Annotated in this window: 18 protein-coding genes; 3 read left to right on the forward strand and 15 right to left on the reverse strand. The window is 34.6% G+C overall.

The window, feature by feature from the left end; translation table 11 throughout:
• Window positions 1–52: 52 nt before the first annotated feature.
• The 3 genes from MWH06_06940 to MWH06_06950 all read left to right on the forward strand — a co-directional run bounded on the left by MWH06_06940 (window position 53) and on the right by MWH06_06950 (window position 2,936).
• Complete coding sequence (locus MWH06_06940) at window positions 53–1,354, forward strand: pyruvate dehydrogenase complex dihydrolipoamide acetyltransferase (GenBank protein UPA55773.1); 1,302 nt, start codon at window positions 53–55, stop codon at window positions 1,352–1,354.
• 78 nt (window positions 1,355–1,432) lie between these two features.
• A complete protein-coding gene (locus tag MWH06_06945; protein ID UPA54959.1) occupies window positions 1,433–2,065 on the forward strand; it encodes a hypothetical protein in 633 nt (210 codons plus the stop codon).
• A gap of 55 nt (window positions 2,066–2,120) precedes the next feature.
• Window positions 2,121–2,936: a transposase gene (locus tag MWH06_06950; GenBank protein ID UPA54960.1), complete on the forward strand. Its 816-nt coding sequence runs from the start codon at window positions 2,121–2,123 to the stop codon at window positions 2,934–2,936.
• A 123-nt stretch (window positions 2,937–3,059) separates the two neighbouring features.
• On the opposite strand, the gene MWH06_06955 is transcribed toward MWH06_06950, so the two are convergent.
• The 15 genes from MWH06_06955 to MWH06_07025 all read right to left on the reverse strand — a co-directional run bounded on the left by MWH06_06955 (window position 3,060) and on the right by MWH06_07025 (window position 13,729).
• The gene (locus MWH06_06955; protein ID UPA54961.1) at window positions 3,060–4,286 is read right to left on the reverse strand and encodes a KAP family NTPase; all 1,227 of its coding nucleotides are present in this window, start codon (window positions 4,284–4,286) and stop codon (window positions 3,060–3,062) included.
• A gap of 3 nt (window positions 4,287–4,289) precedes the next feature.
• Complete coding sequence (gene recR, locus MWH06_06960) at window positions 4,290–4,895, reverse strand: recombination mediator RecR (protein UPA54962.1); 606 nt, start codon at window positions 4,893–4,895, stop codon at window positions 4,290–4,292.
• 122 nt (window positions 4,896–5,017) lie between these two features.
• Window positions 5,018–6,736, reverse strand: a complete 1,719-nt coding sequence (locus tag MWH06_06965; protein UPA54963.1) for a recombinase family protein — start codon at window positions 6,734–6,736, stop codon at window positions 5,018–5,020.
• Window positions 6,645–6,920, reverse strand: coding sequence for a hypothetical protein (locus MWH06_06970; GenBank protein UPA55774.1), 276 nt, complete (start codon window positions 6,918–6,920; stop codon window positions 6,645–6,647). Before MWH06_06970 ends, MWH06_06965 begins: the two co-directional genes overlap by 92 nt.
• Window positions 6,921–7,026: 106 nt before the next feature.
• Window positions 7,027–7,497 carry an ankyrin repeat domain-containing protein gene (locus MWH06_06975; protein UPA54964.1) on the reverse strand — a complete coding sequence of 157 codons (471 nt, stop codon included), beginning with the start codon at window positions 7,495–7,497 and terminating at the stop codon, window positions 7,027–7,029.
• A gap of 25 nt (window positions 7,498–7,522) precedes the next feature.
• On the reverse strand, window positions 7,523–8,242 hold the full coding sequence (locus tag MWH06_06980; GenBank protein UPA54965.1) for an ankyrin repeat domain-containing protein: 720 nt from the start codon (window positions 8,240–8,242) through the stop codon (window positions 7,523–7,525).
• Window positions 8,243–8,409: 167 nt separating this feature from the next.
• Window positions 8,410–9,555: a phage tail protein gene (locus MWH06_06985; protein ID UPA54966.1), complete on the reverse strand. Its 1,146-nt coding sequence runs from the start codon at window positions 9,553–9,555 to the stop codon at window positions 8,410–8,412.
• Entirely contained in the window at window positions 9,555–10,355 is an 801-nt protein-coding gene (locus tag MWH06_06990) for a baseplate J/gp47 family protein (GenBank protein ID UPA54967.1), read from the reverse strand. The genes MWH06_06985 and MWH06_06990 overlap by 1 nt, the downstream gene beginning before the upstream one ends.
• A 2-nt stretch (window positions 10,356–10,357) precedes the next feature.
• Window positions 10,358–10,693, reverse strand: coding sequence for a GPW/gp25 family protein (locus MWH06_06995; protein ID UPA54968.1), 336 nt, complete (start codon window positions 10,691–10,693; stop codon window positions 10,358–10,360).
• A gap of 21 nt (window positions 10,694–10,714) precedes the next feature.
• Window positions 10,715–10,969 carry a PAAR domain-containing protein gene (locus tag MWH06_07000; protein ID UPA54969.1) on the reverse strand — a complete coding sequence of 85 codons (255 nt, stop codon included), beginning with the start codon at window positions 10,967–10,969 and terminating at the stop codon, window positions 10,715–10,717.
• Window positions 10,970–10,974: 5 nt separating this feature from the next.
• On the reverse strand, window positions 10,975–11,439 hold the full coding sequence (locus MWH06_07005; GenBank protein UPA54970.1) for a phage baseplate assembly protein V: 465 nt from the start codon (window positions 11,437–11,439) through the stop codon (window positions 10,975–10,977).
• On the reverse strand, window positions 11,426–11,908 hold the full coding sequence (locus MWH06_07010; GenBank protein UPA54971.1) for a hypothetical protein: 483 nt from the start codon (window positions 11,906–11,908) through the stop codon (window positions 11,426–11,428). Before MWH06_07010 ends, MWH06_07005 begins: the two co-directional genes overlap by 14 nt.
• A gap of 9 nt (window positions 11,909–11,917) precedes the next feature.
• A complete protein-coding gene (locus MWH06_07015; GenBank protein ID UPA55775.1) occupies window positions 11,918–12,406 on the reverse strand; it encodes a phage tail protein in 489 nt (162 codons plus the stop codon).
• 7 nt (window positions 12,407–12,413) lie between these two features.
• Entirely contained in the window at window positions 12,414–12,725 is a 312-nt protein-coding gene (locus MWH06_07020) for a hypothetical protein (GenBank protein UPA54972.1), read from the reverse strand.
• Window positions 12,725–13,729, reverse strand: coding sequence for a major capsid protein (locus tag MWH06_07025; GenBank protein ID UPA54973.1), 1,005 nt, complete (start codon window positions 13,727–13,729; stop codon window positions 12,725–12,727). Before MWH06_07025 ends, MWH06_07020 begins: the two co-directional genes overlap by 1 nt.
• Window positions 13,730–13,742: the final 13 nt, after the last annotated feature.

Below are 13,742 nucleotides of genomic sequence, written 5' to 3' on the forward strand. Positions count from 1 at the left end.
CATAAGATAAAGAGTAAATTAAAAATTGAATAGATCTTTAAATGCAAAATCAATGCCTATAGAAATATTAATGCCTGCTCTTTCACCGACAATGAGCAAAACTGGAGGAAAAATTGTCAAGTGGCATAAAAAAGAACAAGACAAAGTTGAAGTAGGCGATGTAATTGCTGAGATAGAGACTGATAAAGCCATAATGGAGTTTGAATCTGTAGATGAAGGAGTTTTAGCAAAAATTTTAGTAACAGAAGGAACAAGTGGCGTGCCTGTAAATCAGCTGATAGCTTTAATGCTGGAAGAAGGAGAAGATAGCAGTGTGCTTAATAACTATACCTCAACTTCCATCAATAGTGCAGTTAAAAAGGAAGTGACAAAAAGTGCTGTTGATAATCAAAAATCAGAACACCAAGATTTAAACGGAAAGCCAACAAGTCATTCTTCGGTGTCATTCCAGCGCGTGACGCTGGAATCCAGAAGAAAAGAACCAGTGTCAAGCACTGGGATGACAGAGGGTTATGTAGAAGGTAGAACAAAAATAAGCCCATTAGCTAAGAAAATAGCTCAAAATGAAGGGGTTAATGTGCAGCAATTAAAAGGTACAGGTCCATATGGTCGCATAATTAAGGCTGATGTGTTGGAGTCTTTAAGCAGTGGTACACGCACTGAAAGTCCTGAGGAAAATACAATAGTTGAAGTAAGTAATATGCGCCAAGTGATAGCACAGCGCTTAACTGAATCCAAACAGAATGTTCCACATTTTTATTTAACTGTAGACTGCCGAGTTGATAAGTTAATATCGCTCAAAAATGAGATTAACTCAGCAGATGAAAACAATAAAGTAACAATTAATGACTTAATTATAAAAGCTGTGGCTTTTAGCATGAAAAAATTTCCTGATATAAATTCTTCGTGGATAGATAATAAAATACTGAGATATTCAAATATAGATATTTCAATTGCCGTGGCACTTGAAGATGGATTAATTACTCCTATAGTGAAAAACGCTGATAAAAAGGGTATTTTATCTATATCAAAAGAAGTGAAAGATTTAGTAAGCAGAGCAAGATCTGGAAAATTGAAACCTGAAGAGTTTCAAGGAGGAGGGTTTACTATTTCTAATTTAGGTATGTTTGGTATAAAAGCCTTCAGTGCTATAATCAATCCGCCGCAATCCTGCATAATGGCAGTTGGTGCATCCAAAAAACAACCAATTGTTATGAATGAGAAAATAGAGATAGCAGAAATAATGACAGTAACACTTTCTGTTGACCATAGAGCAGTTGATGGAGCACTCGGAGCAAAATTTTTAAACGCCTTTAAGCATTATATAGAGAGTCCTCTGGCGATGCTTATTTGAAACCTATTAGCATCGTTATTATAAAATTAATACTCTCAATTTATACTTTTATTAGTTAATAGGTTTAGAGGTAAAAAAATGAATACTACAGTAGAAAAAAATAATCCAAAAAATTTTCCTAAAAATGAAAACTCAAAAGGTATGGTTGCTCCACCTGTTCCTCCGAAATCTTCCCAAGCTAAATTTGCTGGAATAAAAGCGATTTTTGAGCGAAATGCATCTCATTCCCAAGCAAATGATAGCAATAAAACAGTAAGTAGCAATCTTGGAAGAACATTTGGCCCAACAATGCAAAAACTCATGAAAGACAATATTCATAGCACTCCTAACAAACAACGCCGTGATTCAGGGGATAGTGGTGTTAGTGATGTTAGTAGCAGCACTCTTGATAAAAAAGCTAAAGCTTATAATCCACTTGATTGGAATCCAATCTATCAAGGTAAAAAGCGTTTTAGTTTAGACAATATGTCGAGTAATTCGTCTTCATGTAGTGAAAAAAGCAATATTTCAGATATAAGCGATAAGTCTCACAACTCAAGCATTGTCAGATGTAATATTACTAGGAGTAACAGTAAGGAAGACATTCGTAAACCTGATGCTTCACATAATGACAAATCTACAGGCAAAAAATTATCTAATGTCAATGTAAGCGAATTAATCAGAAAATTTGAACAAGATAATAACATAAGACCTGCTGCAAAAGGTGATTGAAAAAATGATGTGAGAGAGGTAGAAGAAGAATAAGCAGATCAAGTAAGGAAAAAAAATGAGCTTTAGTTACTATAATATGAAAAAATACCCAAGAAACTTTCGTAATATAACAGGTTTAACTATAGAGGAGTTCGAAAAAGTAGTGGAAAAAGTGAGGTCTGGATGGGAAAAACAGAAAAAGTGTCATGGTAGAAGATCAAAACTACCAACTCTGGAAGATAAGTTGTTTTGCGTAATTTTGTACTATCGCACTTACATAACACATAGATTTTTAGGATGCCTATTCAATGTACACAACGCAAATGTATGTAGGTTACTTAAGAGAATAGAGCCATTACTCGCCAAAAAAGTGACTATAACAAAAGATAGAAGTATGACGCCAGAAAAAATACTGAAGATTTTGGCTGATGTTACAGAACAGCAAATACAGAGACCAGAAGATAGTAAAAAACGGAAGAAATCATATTCAGGAAAAAAAAGAACCAACACTATGAAAACTGAGATTATTATCGAAGAAGGAGGAAGAATTTTATCAGTGTCAAAGTCATACCGTGGTAGAATTAGTGATTTCCGCATAAGGAAACAAGAAAAATATTTACCACTTGATAGCATAAAACATGCCGATTCTGGATATCAAGGTTGGCAAAAATTGCAAAGCAATGTTATAATTCCATATAAAAAGTATCGTAAAAAGCCATTAACTCCAGAGCATAATAGAAGATTAGCATCATTTAGAATGAGAGTAGAAAACAAGATCCGAGAGATAAAGATATTTAAGATTATGTCGAATGTTTATCGCAATTTTCAGAAAAAATATAACCTGAGGTTCAATATTATTGCTGGTATTGTAAATCTTAAGCACGCCTTTTAGTTAACCTTGATTTTAGTCACCCTCCTTTCCTTTTTTTATCGCTTGATTCGCAGCAGGTCTATAGTAAAAAGGCGTTAATCAAATGTTACCCTATCTTTGTATATGCAAAGGTAGGGTATCTTTTCAAAATATTATATTCTTTATAGCTTTGTTAATTTTTGACTTCTTCTCTGCAAAGGCAGTTTCTAAAGAAATTTTAAGTCTTTCCCATTCTTCTTGACCATTTATTTGAGCCAAAATTAGAGACTTATACTCACTCTCAATCTTCTCCAGCGCTTTTTGATACAATAAATCTAATTCTTCATATATATCAATATTTATCGATTGCAGTATTACCAAAAATGAAAACAAATTCGGATCAGGTAATTCTTCCTTTATATAATTCAGAAGACATAGTTTTATTTTTTTTGCGCAATATTCTATTGTTTTCAGCGATAGTGATAGGCTTTCTGCATAAAATATAAAACTATCTATAATTAAACTTTTTGATTTTTTCGGCAATTTAATATTTTGAAACAGTTCTTTTGTAAATTTTTCTATCGGTTGTTTTGGTAAATGTAAAAAGAGATCAGTAAAAGATTTTAGATCAAAATTTGGTCCAAGTATCGTGCTAATGGCTTTATGCATATTGCTCTTATCTTTACTGACAGAAATAATGAAAACCAGCCCCTCCACATCAAGCATGTACTTTATAGATTCCAAAAAATCAACGATAAATTTAGGACGGCACACATCAAGATTATCCACCATTATATAAATGTTTTTGTCTTTTCTGATTTTATTAACCACATCCGCTAACTGTGTTTTAAAATCTCTAGTACTCTCTTTTCTTCTTTGGAGAAGACTTAATTCACTCAAGACAAAACCTATGTCTTTTTTATCAGCCTCTTTTGCAGCATCAAGAAATACTGAAAGCATAGCAAGTGGAGATTTACTGATCAGCTTTCCTAGTGTATTTAAAGAAAATAGTTCTTGGTTTATGTTCTTGAACTGTTGTATAACGCTTCTTTTTACTTCGTACGACGCAAATAGATCTTCAAATAGAAAATTTAAAAAAGAGGGTAGTGGTTGGTCCAATGCATTGATATCCCATGCGTTATAGTAAGCTGCAATTTCATTTTGCTGTTTTAACTCTTTTACCCACTCTTTCAGAAAAAACGTCTTGCCCCATCCATCATATCCTTCTAAAGATATTATTGTAAAAGACTGATCAATCGTTTTAATTATAGTGTTGAATTTGCCTGAAAATTGCTTATAGCCAAGATAGTCATTCTCCCACACCACCTCGGGTAGTGGTGCTGCTTCTTTCTTTTTAAATGTTATCCATGATATAAGTTTTTTTAAGTACATACCTTATTTTATATTTAACTCATATTCTTGTCTTGAAGTAAGTGCTATCCTCAGCGTTCCTTCATCTAGGTAGTCAATTTCTCCGCCCATTGGTATGCCGCAAGCAAGACGTGATATTTTCACATTCAAGTTTTTTAGCAATTCAATTATATATTGTGCAGTAACTTGGCCCTCTAATGTTGGATTAATTGCGATAATTATCTCTTCAATTTTAGACTCCGTCACTCTTTTCAGAATAGTATCAAGGTTGAGTTCTTTTGGACCTATGCCATTTATCGCAGACAACCTGCCACCCAAAACATGGTATAAACCTGAATATATATTTCCTTTTTCAAACGCCCATAGATCACCCAATTCTTCTACTACACACAGTAACTTAGCGTCACGTTTTGGGTTAGTACAAATAGAACAAGGTGATTTAGTATCTAGATTTCCGCAAACCTCACACTCTATTATAAGATCTGCTAGCTCTTTAATCAAAGATGCAAGTGGTAGCATAACTTTCTCTTTGTTTTGGAGTAAATGTATAACCAACCTGCGTGATGATGATGGTCCTAAACTTGGCAATTTAGAAAAAGCATGAACTAGATTCTTTATGTTAATGTTCATTCAATAAATTCAGAATAGTTCATCAAATGGTAACATCAAACCCTTTGTAAAGAAAGTGGTAAGTTTCTCTTGATCCCACTTTGATTAGCTATAGAAAAAATTTTTTACTCTAATGCAAAAAATTACTTCCGCACACTTAAAGCCTGATTACAATAGACTTCCTGCATAACCAATAACGAACTTTTATTGGGAATAGAGACGAAAAAACCTGCTTGACAAACTCCGCCAGCCCCCTTATCATGACGTCCAGTACAATGTTGCAAATTAAAAATCTCTCCATCCTGTGCTGGTTCTTCGATTCTAAACGCCACTTCTACCTGGTCATAACCAATCTGAATTCGTTCTACTAATACTTTAATGATGCCACGCTTAGTTTGCCAATCTAGCTGTTCCAAATTAGATTTTACACTGGAATAAAGACTCTTTATACTGTTGATGATAAGGTTCATTCCCTTCTCTATTGCTTTTTGATCAACTACCTTTTTCTTCTCTTCTTCTATCCCTCTTAAGCGTTCCCTCATTCTTTTCATCGTCTGTTTAAATTCTTCCTCACTTATATATCCTTTATCTCCTACATTTTCTTGACTATAATAGTCTTCCATTAACTTTTCGATGCCTTGTTTTATTTGATTTTCCCTTCTTGCAAACTTCTTATCTGATGATTCATCATTTTTATTTTCTGCAATTCTACGGTGATACTCATTTTTTATTATCTCTGGGTTTTTTAGTAAATTTTTCACCTTTTCCCATATAGCTGTTTCTAACATATCTGTACGGACCAATTTATTAGTACACTTCTCCCTACCATCAGTAATACGTATAGTACTACTACAGCGATAATAGCTAAACTTTTTTCCCTCAACTCCACATTGTGCACCACTATACGCATATCCACAGTTTTGACACACAACTAGACCTTGTAATAGATATTTCTTTTTTCCTCCCTCTCTCTGCATCCTTGCTCTTTTTCTATTTTCATCCAGTTGCTTTTGTACTTTATTAAATAACCCTTCATCAACTATTTTTGGTACTGGTATATAAATCCAGCTGTCCTCATCTGTGCGACAGATAGAAACCTTTTGTTTATTTCTTTCTCTTCTTTCAACCCTCTTTAATTTACCAAACGCTGCTTGTCCTTTATATGCTGGATTTCTTAATACCTTCCAAATTATTATTGGACACCACACCTTCTTTCCAGTTCTTGTTCTAATTGACTTATCTCTTAGTCTACGTATCACTTCCCTTATACTTATTCTCTCTTGCCCTACCCACATGAATATCTGCTTTACTATTTTTGCTTCCTCTTCATTTATTTCAAACTTTGTCTTTTCTCTATCTACATGCTTTATACGATTATAACCAAAAGGTGCAATGCCAATGACACTTACACAGCCTTTTTTTGCTCTATGGAGTTTTCCCCTTCGACTACGTTCCATAATCTTTGTACACTCATATTCTGCCACTAATCCTTGCATTCCCAATAACAATTTAGACTCTGGATTATTTTCAGTCTTATGATTTAAGAATATCACTTCTACTCCTGCTTTTTCAAATTCATCAAGTAATATCATTTGATGTGCAGATTTTCTTGATAGTCGGTCAGGTGAATGAATATAAATCTTATCAATTTGATCTTCTCCTACTTTATCACGTAATGCATCTAAACCTTCACGTTCTAAACTCCACCCACTAAGCCCATCATCCTTAAATTCATACTCATTCAATAACTCATGCTTATCTGCAGCAATTCTATGCTTGAGCTCGGCAATTTGACTCTCTATTGTATTGTTCTGCGCTTGACTCTTCGATGAAACTCTTGCATATAAGGCCACTGTTATCATTTTTCTTTATCTCCTTTTCATTGTTTCTTTTTACCGCATACCTTAGTAACAGCTCATAGGCGTCTGCTAGATGTTGTTCCGCTAATTCATCTGGCTCGTATCGGCAAGTTAATGTTCTTTTTCTCATAGTTTCTCCTGCAAATGTTTTTGTAGTGCAAGGAGCCTTACCACTCCTTTTTTCCATCAATCCATTTACTCTTATGAAAAAGACCAACTTTTATCAGCTACAGCCTTCAAATTTGGTCTAGCCCTTCCTTTGCCAACTGCTGTTGCGCTTTCTGATACGACTCTTATTTTTTTAACAAACTTTCCATTTTCTCTGTTTCTTTCTTTAATACCTCGGCTATTTCTTTGCTATTTTTTGCATAATCCATCGCTGTTATTCCAAATTTATCTGCTTGCTCTATTTCAGCCCCTGCTTTTACTAGCTCCTCCACTATTTCTTTTTCTCCTACCATACATGCAAGATGCAGCGGAGTGCATTTATTGCCATACTCTTCAGCATTTACATTCCCTCCTGATTTTATCAATTCTCTAACTGTTTCTAGACGTTTCTCCGTTACCGCTAGGTGCAGTGCTGTATATCCTCTTGCATCTGCTGCATTCACATTCACTCCTTTTTCAACTAATAACCCCACTGTTTTTGCGTCTACTGCATAATGTAGAACTGTTCTTCCATTCTCGTCTCTTGCATAAATATTTTTATATGAGTTCTCTAATAATTCTTTTGCTGACTTATTAAATTTGCCAAGCTTTATCATAATCTACCTCACCTTTTCTTTAAACCTAAGCCTTCTTTCTCACCACCTCATCTATCATTTCGTTCACTTGGCTCATTATCTTGCTTGCTAAATTTTGACATTCTTTCTTTATTAACGATTTGTCTCTCTTCCTTATTTCTTCTATCTCTATTATTTTTAGCTCCGGCATGTAGCTTCCATTCAACATGTCTGCTATTTCTCCCACTATCCTCTCTATTCCATAGCAGGTCAGTTCTCTACTTTTTGTTACTCCACCTTTTTCTCTTAAAAATTTACTTGCCTTTTCACTCTCTTTGCTATCACATAGACAATACTTTTCACTTTCCCATATGTAATACATTGGTGTTGCACCATATTTATTCAGTTGATTAACTTCAGCTCCAGCCTTTACTAGCTCTTTTATTATTTCAACTCCTGCTCCTCCTATTTTGCACGCAGAGTGCAGTGGAGTACATCCAGTGACATATTGAGTGGCATTTACTTCTGCTCCCGATCTTAGCAGCACTTTTATATTTTCTAAGCTTTTCGCAAATACTGCACAGTGTAGTGGTGTATAACCATTTTTATCTCTTGCATTAACCTCTGCCCCTTTTTTTATTAATAACTTCACTGTTTTGTAATTGGAGATTTCTACTGCTTGATGCAATATCGTCTCTCCTTCTTCATTTCTTTTATTGATATTTTTACTTGATACTTCTTTAAAAGACTTACTAAAAGATTCTCTCTTTTCTTTGCTAAACTTCATACTTACCTCACAAAATTAGCTTTTCTAGCGCCAGACAAATTTCTTATGTTTACCTGCTGCTATTCAAGTCATGTGCGTTTTAGCATAAGAAAGCAAGTCCTTTTCTTTTTATTTCATACACTTTAACCTAATATTAATATAATATGTGAGGATCTAAATATAAATACTTAATTTATTAGAGATATTATTTGACTATTTTTCCAATTTCTGTGCAAATGTCGATGTTCGTGCCACTTCAGCACTCCAGGGTAAAATACTAAAATGTGCTTTTCTAACTCGTGTATTGAGTCTTTTTGCTCTAAATCATTTTTATAGTAAACGTTGTGTTCTGCTAAACCGTATCTTATGATCTTCTGATCGGTGTAATTTTCTACTTTGTAATCATGTATAATGCTGAATCTTTCTAAAATTGGCTTGTGTTTTAAATTCCAATGTTGCTCAGATAGTTTGCTACTCCCTAGTAAAAATTTATCCCCTCTTTCCTCTACACTACTAACTGAAAAGCACGAATTTATTTCTCCTAACCTCCAACTGTCCGATAATACTATTTGTGCCTTAGCAAACTTTATTTCTGGTAATAAACTTTGTGGTAATGGATATAGTGCTTTTAAATTGTACCACTGATGACTCCTTTCATAGATGCCTTTGTAATCCTTTGTGTGAGTCTCTGTTTCTCCAAGTACTGCTACATCTAATCGATATATGTCATTACTAAATGTTTGTTCATAATGCTCTCTTAAATAGTTGTCTACAATCTCTACTAACGAACCTCTAGAACTGAAAAAATTTATTCTTCCAAACGATAACACTGGCCCATCTTTTTCAACCTTTCTACCTGAATAGTCTGATAGTAAGCTGCCAAATATACTCTCATCTAAAATAAACCTATCAACGTTGTAATAATCGTTAAAAATCCTCATTAATCGCGATCTTGCTGGTAGTGATAGTTTTGCAAGTTCTACTACTGCATCTACAAAAAAGTCATTTGGAACATCCCTTATCCCTATCTGCAGTTCAAAAAAATGTTTACCAGGTGGCTCTTCGATAATTGTAATATCTTCTATATTTGCCCATTTTAATGCTATTTTCAGTGACGCCGGTGTTCCTCTTAAACGCTGAAATTTTATTCCTTCTTTTATCGCCTTTCTTTTATCTTTTACCCAGCGTAGAATTTCCCCCAATCCATATTCTTCAACTAACCACGGCAATACTTCTTCTTTTAGGTTAAATTTAAACCCCCTTATACAACCAGGATCTACTTTATAATCGATTGCTTCTACTAGCGCTTTTTCCTGTTTTGTTGCATTTAGCATTAATTCAACTCAATCTTTAAATTTCTCAAATTTGCACACTCATTACCTAGCACCACAACATCCTCTTTTGGTTCTATTAATTCTACATTCTCTACACCCTCTACAAATAGATTCGCTATTATCCATGATCTTGTAACACTCCATCCCAACCTTCTACTTGCTTCAAACTTCTTAATGCACTGTTCCTTAATTTCCTCCTTTGATATTACAGAACTTATACTCATTCTGCTGTGAATATCTATTTCCGTAATATTGCAACCAATTACTGTTATCGTATCTGTTAAAACCCTTATATCATCTCTAGTAACCTGCTTTTTTACAATTTCAAGTAGTTCTTCTGACACTATGCCAGTTGTGGATAATTGTGTTGATAAGATTGAGATTTGTACTTTCCCTGGTATAGTTGATTCCACTAGTGCATCTTTTACTCTGCTATCTGCTGACAGTGCATGATATTTATAATATTCCTTACTTCCTCCTGTTGACCAACCTGCTATTTTTGCTTTTACCCTCTTTCTAAATCTTTCATCCTCTTCTTCTTTTTCTCTCTCTACTCCATAAAATTCAGCTAAGTTATCAAGATCTTCTCCCGTTGCAAATTTAAGTAAATTACCCTTTACAGCTTCGTTTATCCTTTGTCTGAGTAAAAGTTCTCGCCATGCTGCTACCTCCAGAACTTTCATTGCTGGATCCGATTCTACTAATCCTGAAAAGGTTTCATCTCTACGGACTAACTCTTCTTTCATTCTCGAAAAGATTTCCTCATAGCTTAGCTTTTCAATAATATTAGATGTCTGCATTTCTAAACAACTACTCCACTAATATCTATGAATTTGCCTTCTGGAAGATAAATACCTTCGAGTACAAGAGTCATTTTTCCTTCTTTAACTTCAGCAATCTTTACTTTTTCTAACTTAAACCTCTTTTCCCATTTTTCCAAAGCTTCTGCTACTGCTGCGTAAATTTCTAATGTAAAATCACGATTTATTGGCTTATCTACTAATTCAAATAATCGAGAACCATACTCTCTTCTCATAATACGTGATCCAATAGGAGTGGTCAGCATATCAATTATCGATTGCTTTAAGTGCTCTATTCCTTCTAACGCTTTTCCTGTTTTAGCGTCCATTCCTTTCATTTTTCGACTATTTTAATTTTTTTATTTTGAAAACACACTTTGATTTTTACTTACTATTTGAAAACTACAGGATGCCACATCACCTGTTCTCGCTACACCAATACCATTTACAAATACGTTGTTTGATCCTTGCGTTACTGTTTCCCCAATAGTCAAGATGTCACCCTTACGACAAGCAGGTCTACCATTAACAAATACATCTTCACTCCCGCTCACACAGACATGAACCGGCATACCTGTGCAATGATCTCCTATGCAAACAATTGCTTTACTCATATATATTAATTCAAGTCTATTCTTCTTGCTTTTAATTTAATACTACCTTTTGTCATTTCTATACTCGATTCCCCAGCCTTCAGTGTTATTTTGTCTGCTACTTCAATCTCTAAATGATGCTTCTCTTTATCATATGTAAACTTTGTTCCATCTTGAAATTTTACACTATTTATTTCTTTTTTATTCTCTGGAGCAGAGTACTTTTGTTGATATATTCCAGGAAGTACTACTCCTAAAGATAATTCTCCCAGCGGACAAAGTATAATAACTTGTTCATCGATATCTGGAGGACACCAATCTCTATCTTTTCCTGCTTTGCTTGTTATCCATGGCAGATAATCTGTTACAATATCTCCTATTTTCACTCTTACCTTAGCTTCTTCATAATCTATTTCTTTTACCAATCCAATACGGATAATATTCGCTACTTTTCTCTGTAACTCTGCAATGGCAAAATTATTTTCCAACATGCATTTCTCCCACTTCTATTTTATGTGGCTTAATTTTCCCCTCTTCCCATACTGATTTACCTAAATGAAGCTGATGACTCCAATCAACCATCCACACCAAATATGCATCTAATTCGGGTCTAAATCCGTCAATTTCTGCAGAGATAAATTCTCCTGGTGAAACATTTTTCACGTTCCAAGTATTTTTATTTACTACTTTCGCAATCTCAGCAGCTAATGTTCTGACAATAATAGGAGCATTTTCTATTGTGCTATCAATCACAATTCTTGCTTCAAATCTTGCTTTCAGCGCTAATTCCTCTGTTCCAGGATCTTTTCCCGATTCTAAACTCACAAGCTCTACAAATAACGCTGGCGCTAATAATTCTTTTCTTATTGCTGGATAAATTTCACATGTCTGTATAGCCGGTATTTCTTCCTTCAGTGTGCTGCAAATTGCTTGATGTAAATCTTTCCAGAACTTTGTCATGCATATAATTTAACTCATATAATGTATAAAATATTTTTCAAATACCTTTTCAACTTCATAATTAACAAGATTCCCTATTATCCTTGAAGCCTCAGGTTCTAGTGGCAACTTAACTTCCTTTATTGGCAATGCTGCCCTTCCTTCACGTTTAAACATACCGCTATTTCCTTTTAGCATAACTGCTGCAAATCCTCCTATAAACTCATGCTTTCCTACTTTCGATCCTCTTCTTGTTTTTTGTATTTTGCCAATTGTCGATGCTCTAATGTCATAGAGATTTGCTCTAATTAACACGTCTAATCTGCTAGTTTTCGCCTTAAAAATTCTTAGCCTTCTTCTCATTATCGTCAATTTTATCTTCTTTTCCTCACTGATTTCCTTAGCTGCTTGCGCTTTTAACCATAGTGCCGTTTTGTTTAACGCTTTTATAGCTGCCAGTTTTATTTTCTGCTCTTTTCTTTCAATATTGGAGATTATTTCATTAATATTGTTACTAATTTTAATATCAAACACTTTCTATTGCTTCAATTTTCCATATTTCACTCGAAGAATCTTTTAACGGTGGTTCAAAAATCTTGTAGAACCTTTTTTCAATCTTGATATAATCACCTGTGCTAAAGGAAGTAACGTCCTGATCACGTATTTCTATAGAAGCAATTTGCTGAGTTAATGCTCCATCTGCACCTAGAGAGTACGTAGTCTCAGGACGTTTAATTAGCACTTTTATTTTTCGAATCGCCTCCTTATTTTTATTACAGTATATGGCTTCCACTCCTAAATGCTCAAAACAATCTTCCAATAGTTTTCCTATATTCATCAGCTAGAACTAATTTTTACTAGCACTCCAGGTCTGTGGCACATTGGCAGAGGATTTGACTGCGTATGTAAATCAGTCCCTCTATCAAACCTCCTTGGCTCTTGTTTTGCATAGAGTGGCTGTCCAAGAGTGTTTACTGTCTCATTAAAGTCTGCTGGTGCAAAATATGTTGTAAATGTGCTTGCTGTTCCTAGTGGAAAACAATGCCCTGTATCTTTCTCAATGAATCTTCTCACGGTTCCTTCAGGATCAGTTGCTTGTCCTCTATATTCCTCAAATGTGATTCCACAGAACGTAAATCCTGACCTCATATCATTCCTTAGTGCTGCACCTTCTTGCCATCTTTCATATGCTTCTTTTACTTTAGTATGAGAAGTGAGTGCATCAAAAAACTCAGGGCTTACCAGTGCATGAATTCCAGTCATATATTCACCACTTAGATTATCTTCTATATGCCGGAGTACTTCCAGACACTTACGCTTGACATCTGTTGTTGCTGTTCCTAGTGCAAAATTTACTACTTTTGGTGTGATTTCAAATTCGTTGTATAGATTTAATAGCTCTGACCCATCTGCGTCCAGAATAATCCCTTTCAGCGCTCCCATACGCAAATGCTCTAATGTTATTGCGTGTTTGTTTCTCATTAGCTGTAAATGGTCAGTTATTACGTCTGCCAGCGCTTTCAGTTCACTTTCTGATCCAAATGCCCTTATTCCCTGTACTTCCTCTGGTAACACTACATCATCATGCGGAATGTGCGGAATCGTAAATGTTCTTACCTTTCTTTTTCCTCTTTTTCCTACTGTTGCTGGTGCTCCGGGTAACTGCGTTGGTAGTAAACTTAATACTCCATTTTGCTCTTCTATGGTAATATGTCTAAATCTTACTGATCTACTTGGAAACAAATTTAAATTTTCAATTCGTCCATAATTTATCGGCAATATATTTATCGCATTTGTTAGTGCCGTCATGCTAAATGCTGTATTTGTAAATGGATTTTGCATTTTTCTTTTCCCC

It is taken from the genome of Wolbachia pipientis (assembly GCA_023052945.1).
Taxonomy (GTDB): domain Bacteria; phylum Pseudomonadota; class Alphaproteobacteria; order Rickettsiales; family Anaplasmataceae; genus Wolbachia.

Excerpts from the sequence above, each read along its gene's own strand:
- MWH06_06940 (UPA55773.1), top strand. The coding sequence starts at position 53 with ATGCCTATAGAAATATTAATGCCTGCTCTTTCACCGACAATGAGCAAA.
- MWH06_06945 (UPA54959.1), top strand. The coding sequence starts at position 1,433 with ATGAATACTACAGTAGAAAAAAATAATCCAAAAAATTTTCCTAAAAAT.
- MWH06_06950 (UPA54960.1), top strand. The coding sequence starts at position 2,121 with ATGAGCTTTAGTTACTATAATATGAAAAAATACCCAAGAAACTTTCGT.
- MWH06_06955 (UPA54961.1), bottom strand. The coding sequence starts at position 4,286 with ATGTACTTAAAAAAACTTATATCATGGATAACATTTAAAAAGAAAGAA.
- recR (UPA54962.1), bottom strand. The coding sequence starts at position 4,895 with ATGAACATTAACATAAAGAATCTAGTTCATGCTTTTTCTAAATTGCCA.
- MWH06_06965 (UPA54963.1), bottom strand. The coding sequence starts at position 6,736 with ATGATAACAGTGGCCTTATATGCAAGAGTTTCATCGAAGAGTCAAGCG.
- MWH06_06970 (UPA55774.1), bottom strand. The coding sequence starts at position 6,920 with ATGGAAAAAAGGAGTGGTAAGGCTCCTTGCACTACAAAAACATTTGCA.
- MWH06_06975 (UPA54964.1), bottom strand. The coding sequence starts at position 7,497 with ATGATAAAGCTTGGCAAATTTAATAAGTCAGCAAAAGAATTATTAGAG.
- MWH06_06980 (UPA54965.1), bottom strand. The coding sequence starts at position 8,242 with ATGAAGTTTAGCAAAGAAAAGAGAGAATCTTTTAGTAAGTCTTTTAAA.
- MWH06_06985 (UPA54966.1), bottom strand. The coding sequence starts at position 9,555 with ATGCTAAATGCAACAAAACAGGAAAAAGCGCTAGTAGAAGCAATCGAT.
- MWH06_06990 (UPA54967.1), bottom strand. The coding sequence starts at position 10,355 with ATGCAGACATCTAATATTATTGAAAAGCTAAGCTATGAGGAAATCTTT.
- MWH06_06995 (UPA54968.1), bottom strand. The coding sequence starts at position 10,693 with ATGAAAGGAATGGACGCTAAAACAGGAAAAGCGTTAGAAGGAATAGAG.
- MWH06_07000 (UPA54969.1), bottom strand. The coding sequence starts at position 10,969 with ATGAGTAAAGCAATTGTTTGCATAGGAGATCATTGCACAGGTATGCCG.
- MWH06_07005 (UPA54970.1), bottom strand. The coding sequence starts at position 11,439 with ATGTTGGAAAATAATTTTGCCATTGCAGAGTTACAGAGAAAAGTAGCG.
- MWH06_07010 (UPA54971.1), bottom strand. The coding sequence starts at position 11,908 with ATGACAAAGTTCTGGAAAGATTTACATCAAGCAATTTGCAGCACACTG.
- MWH06_07020 (UPA54972.1), bottom strand. The coding sequence starts at position 12,725 with ATGAATATAGGAAAACTATTGGAAGATTGTTTTGAGCATTTAGGAGTG.
- MWH06_07025 (UPA54973.1), bottom strand. The coding sequence starts at position 13,729 with ATGCAAAATCCATTTACAAATACAGCATTTAGCATGACGGCACTAACA.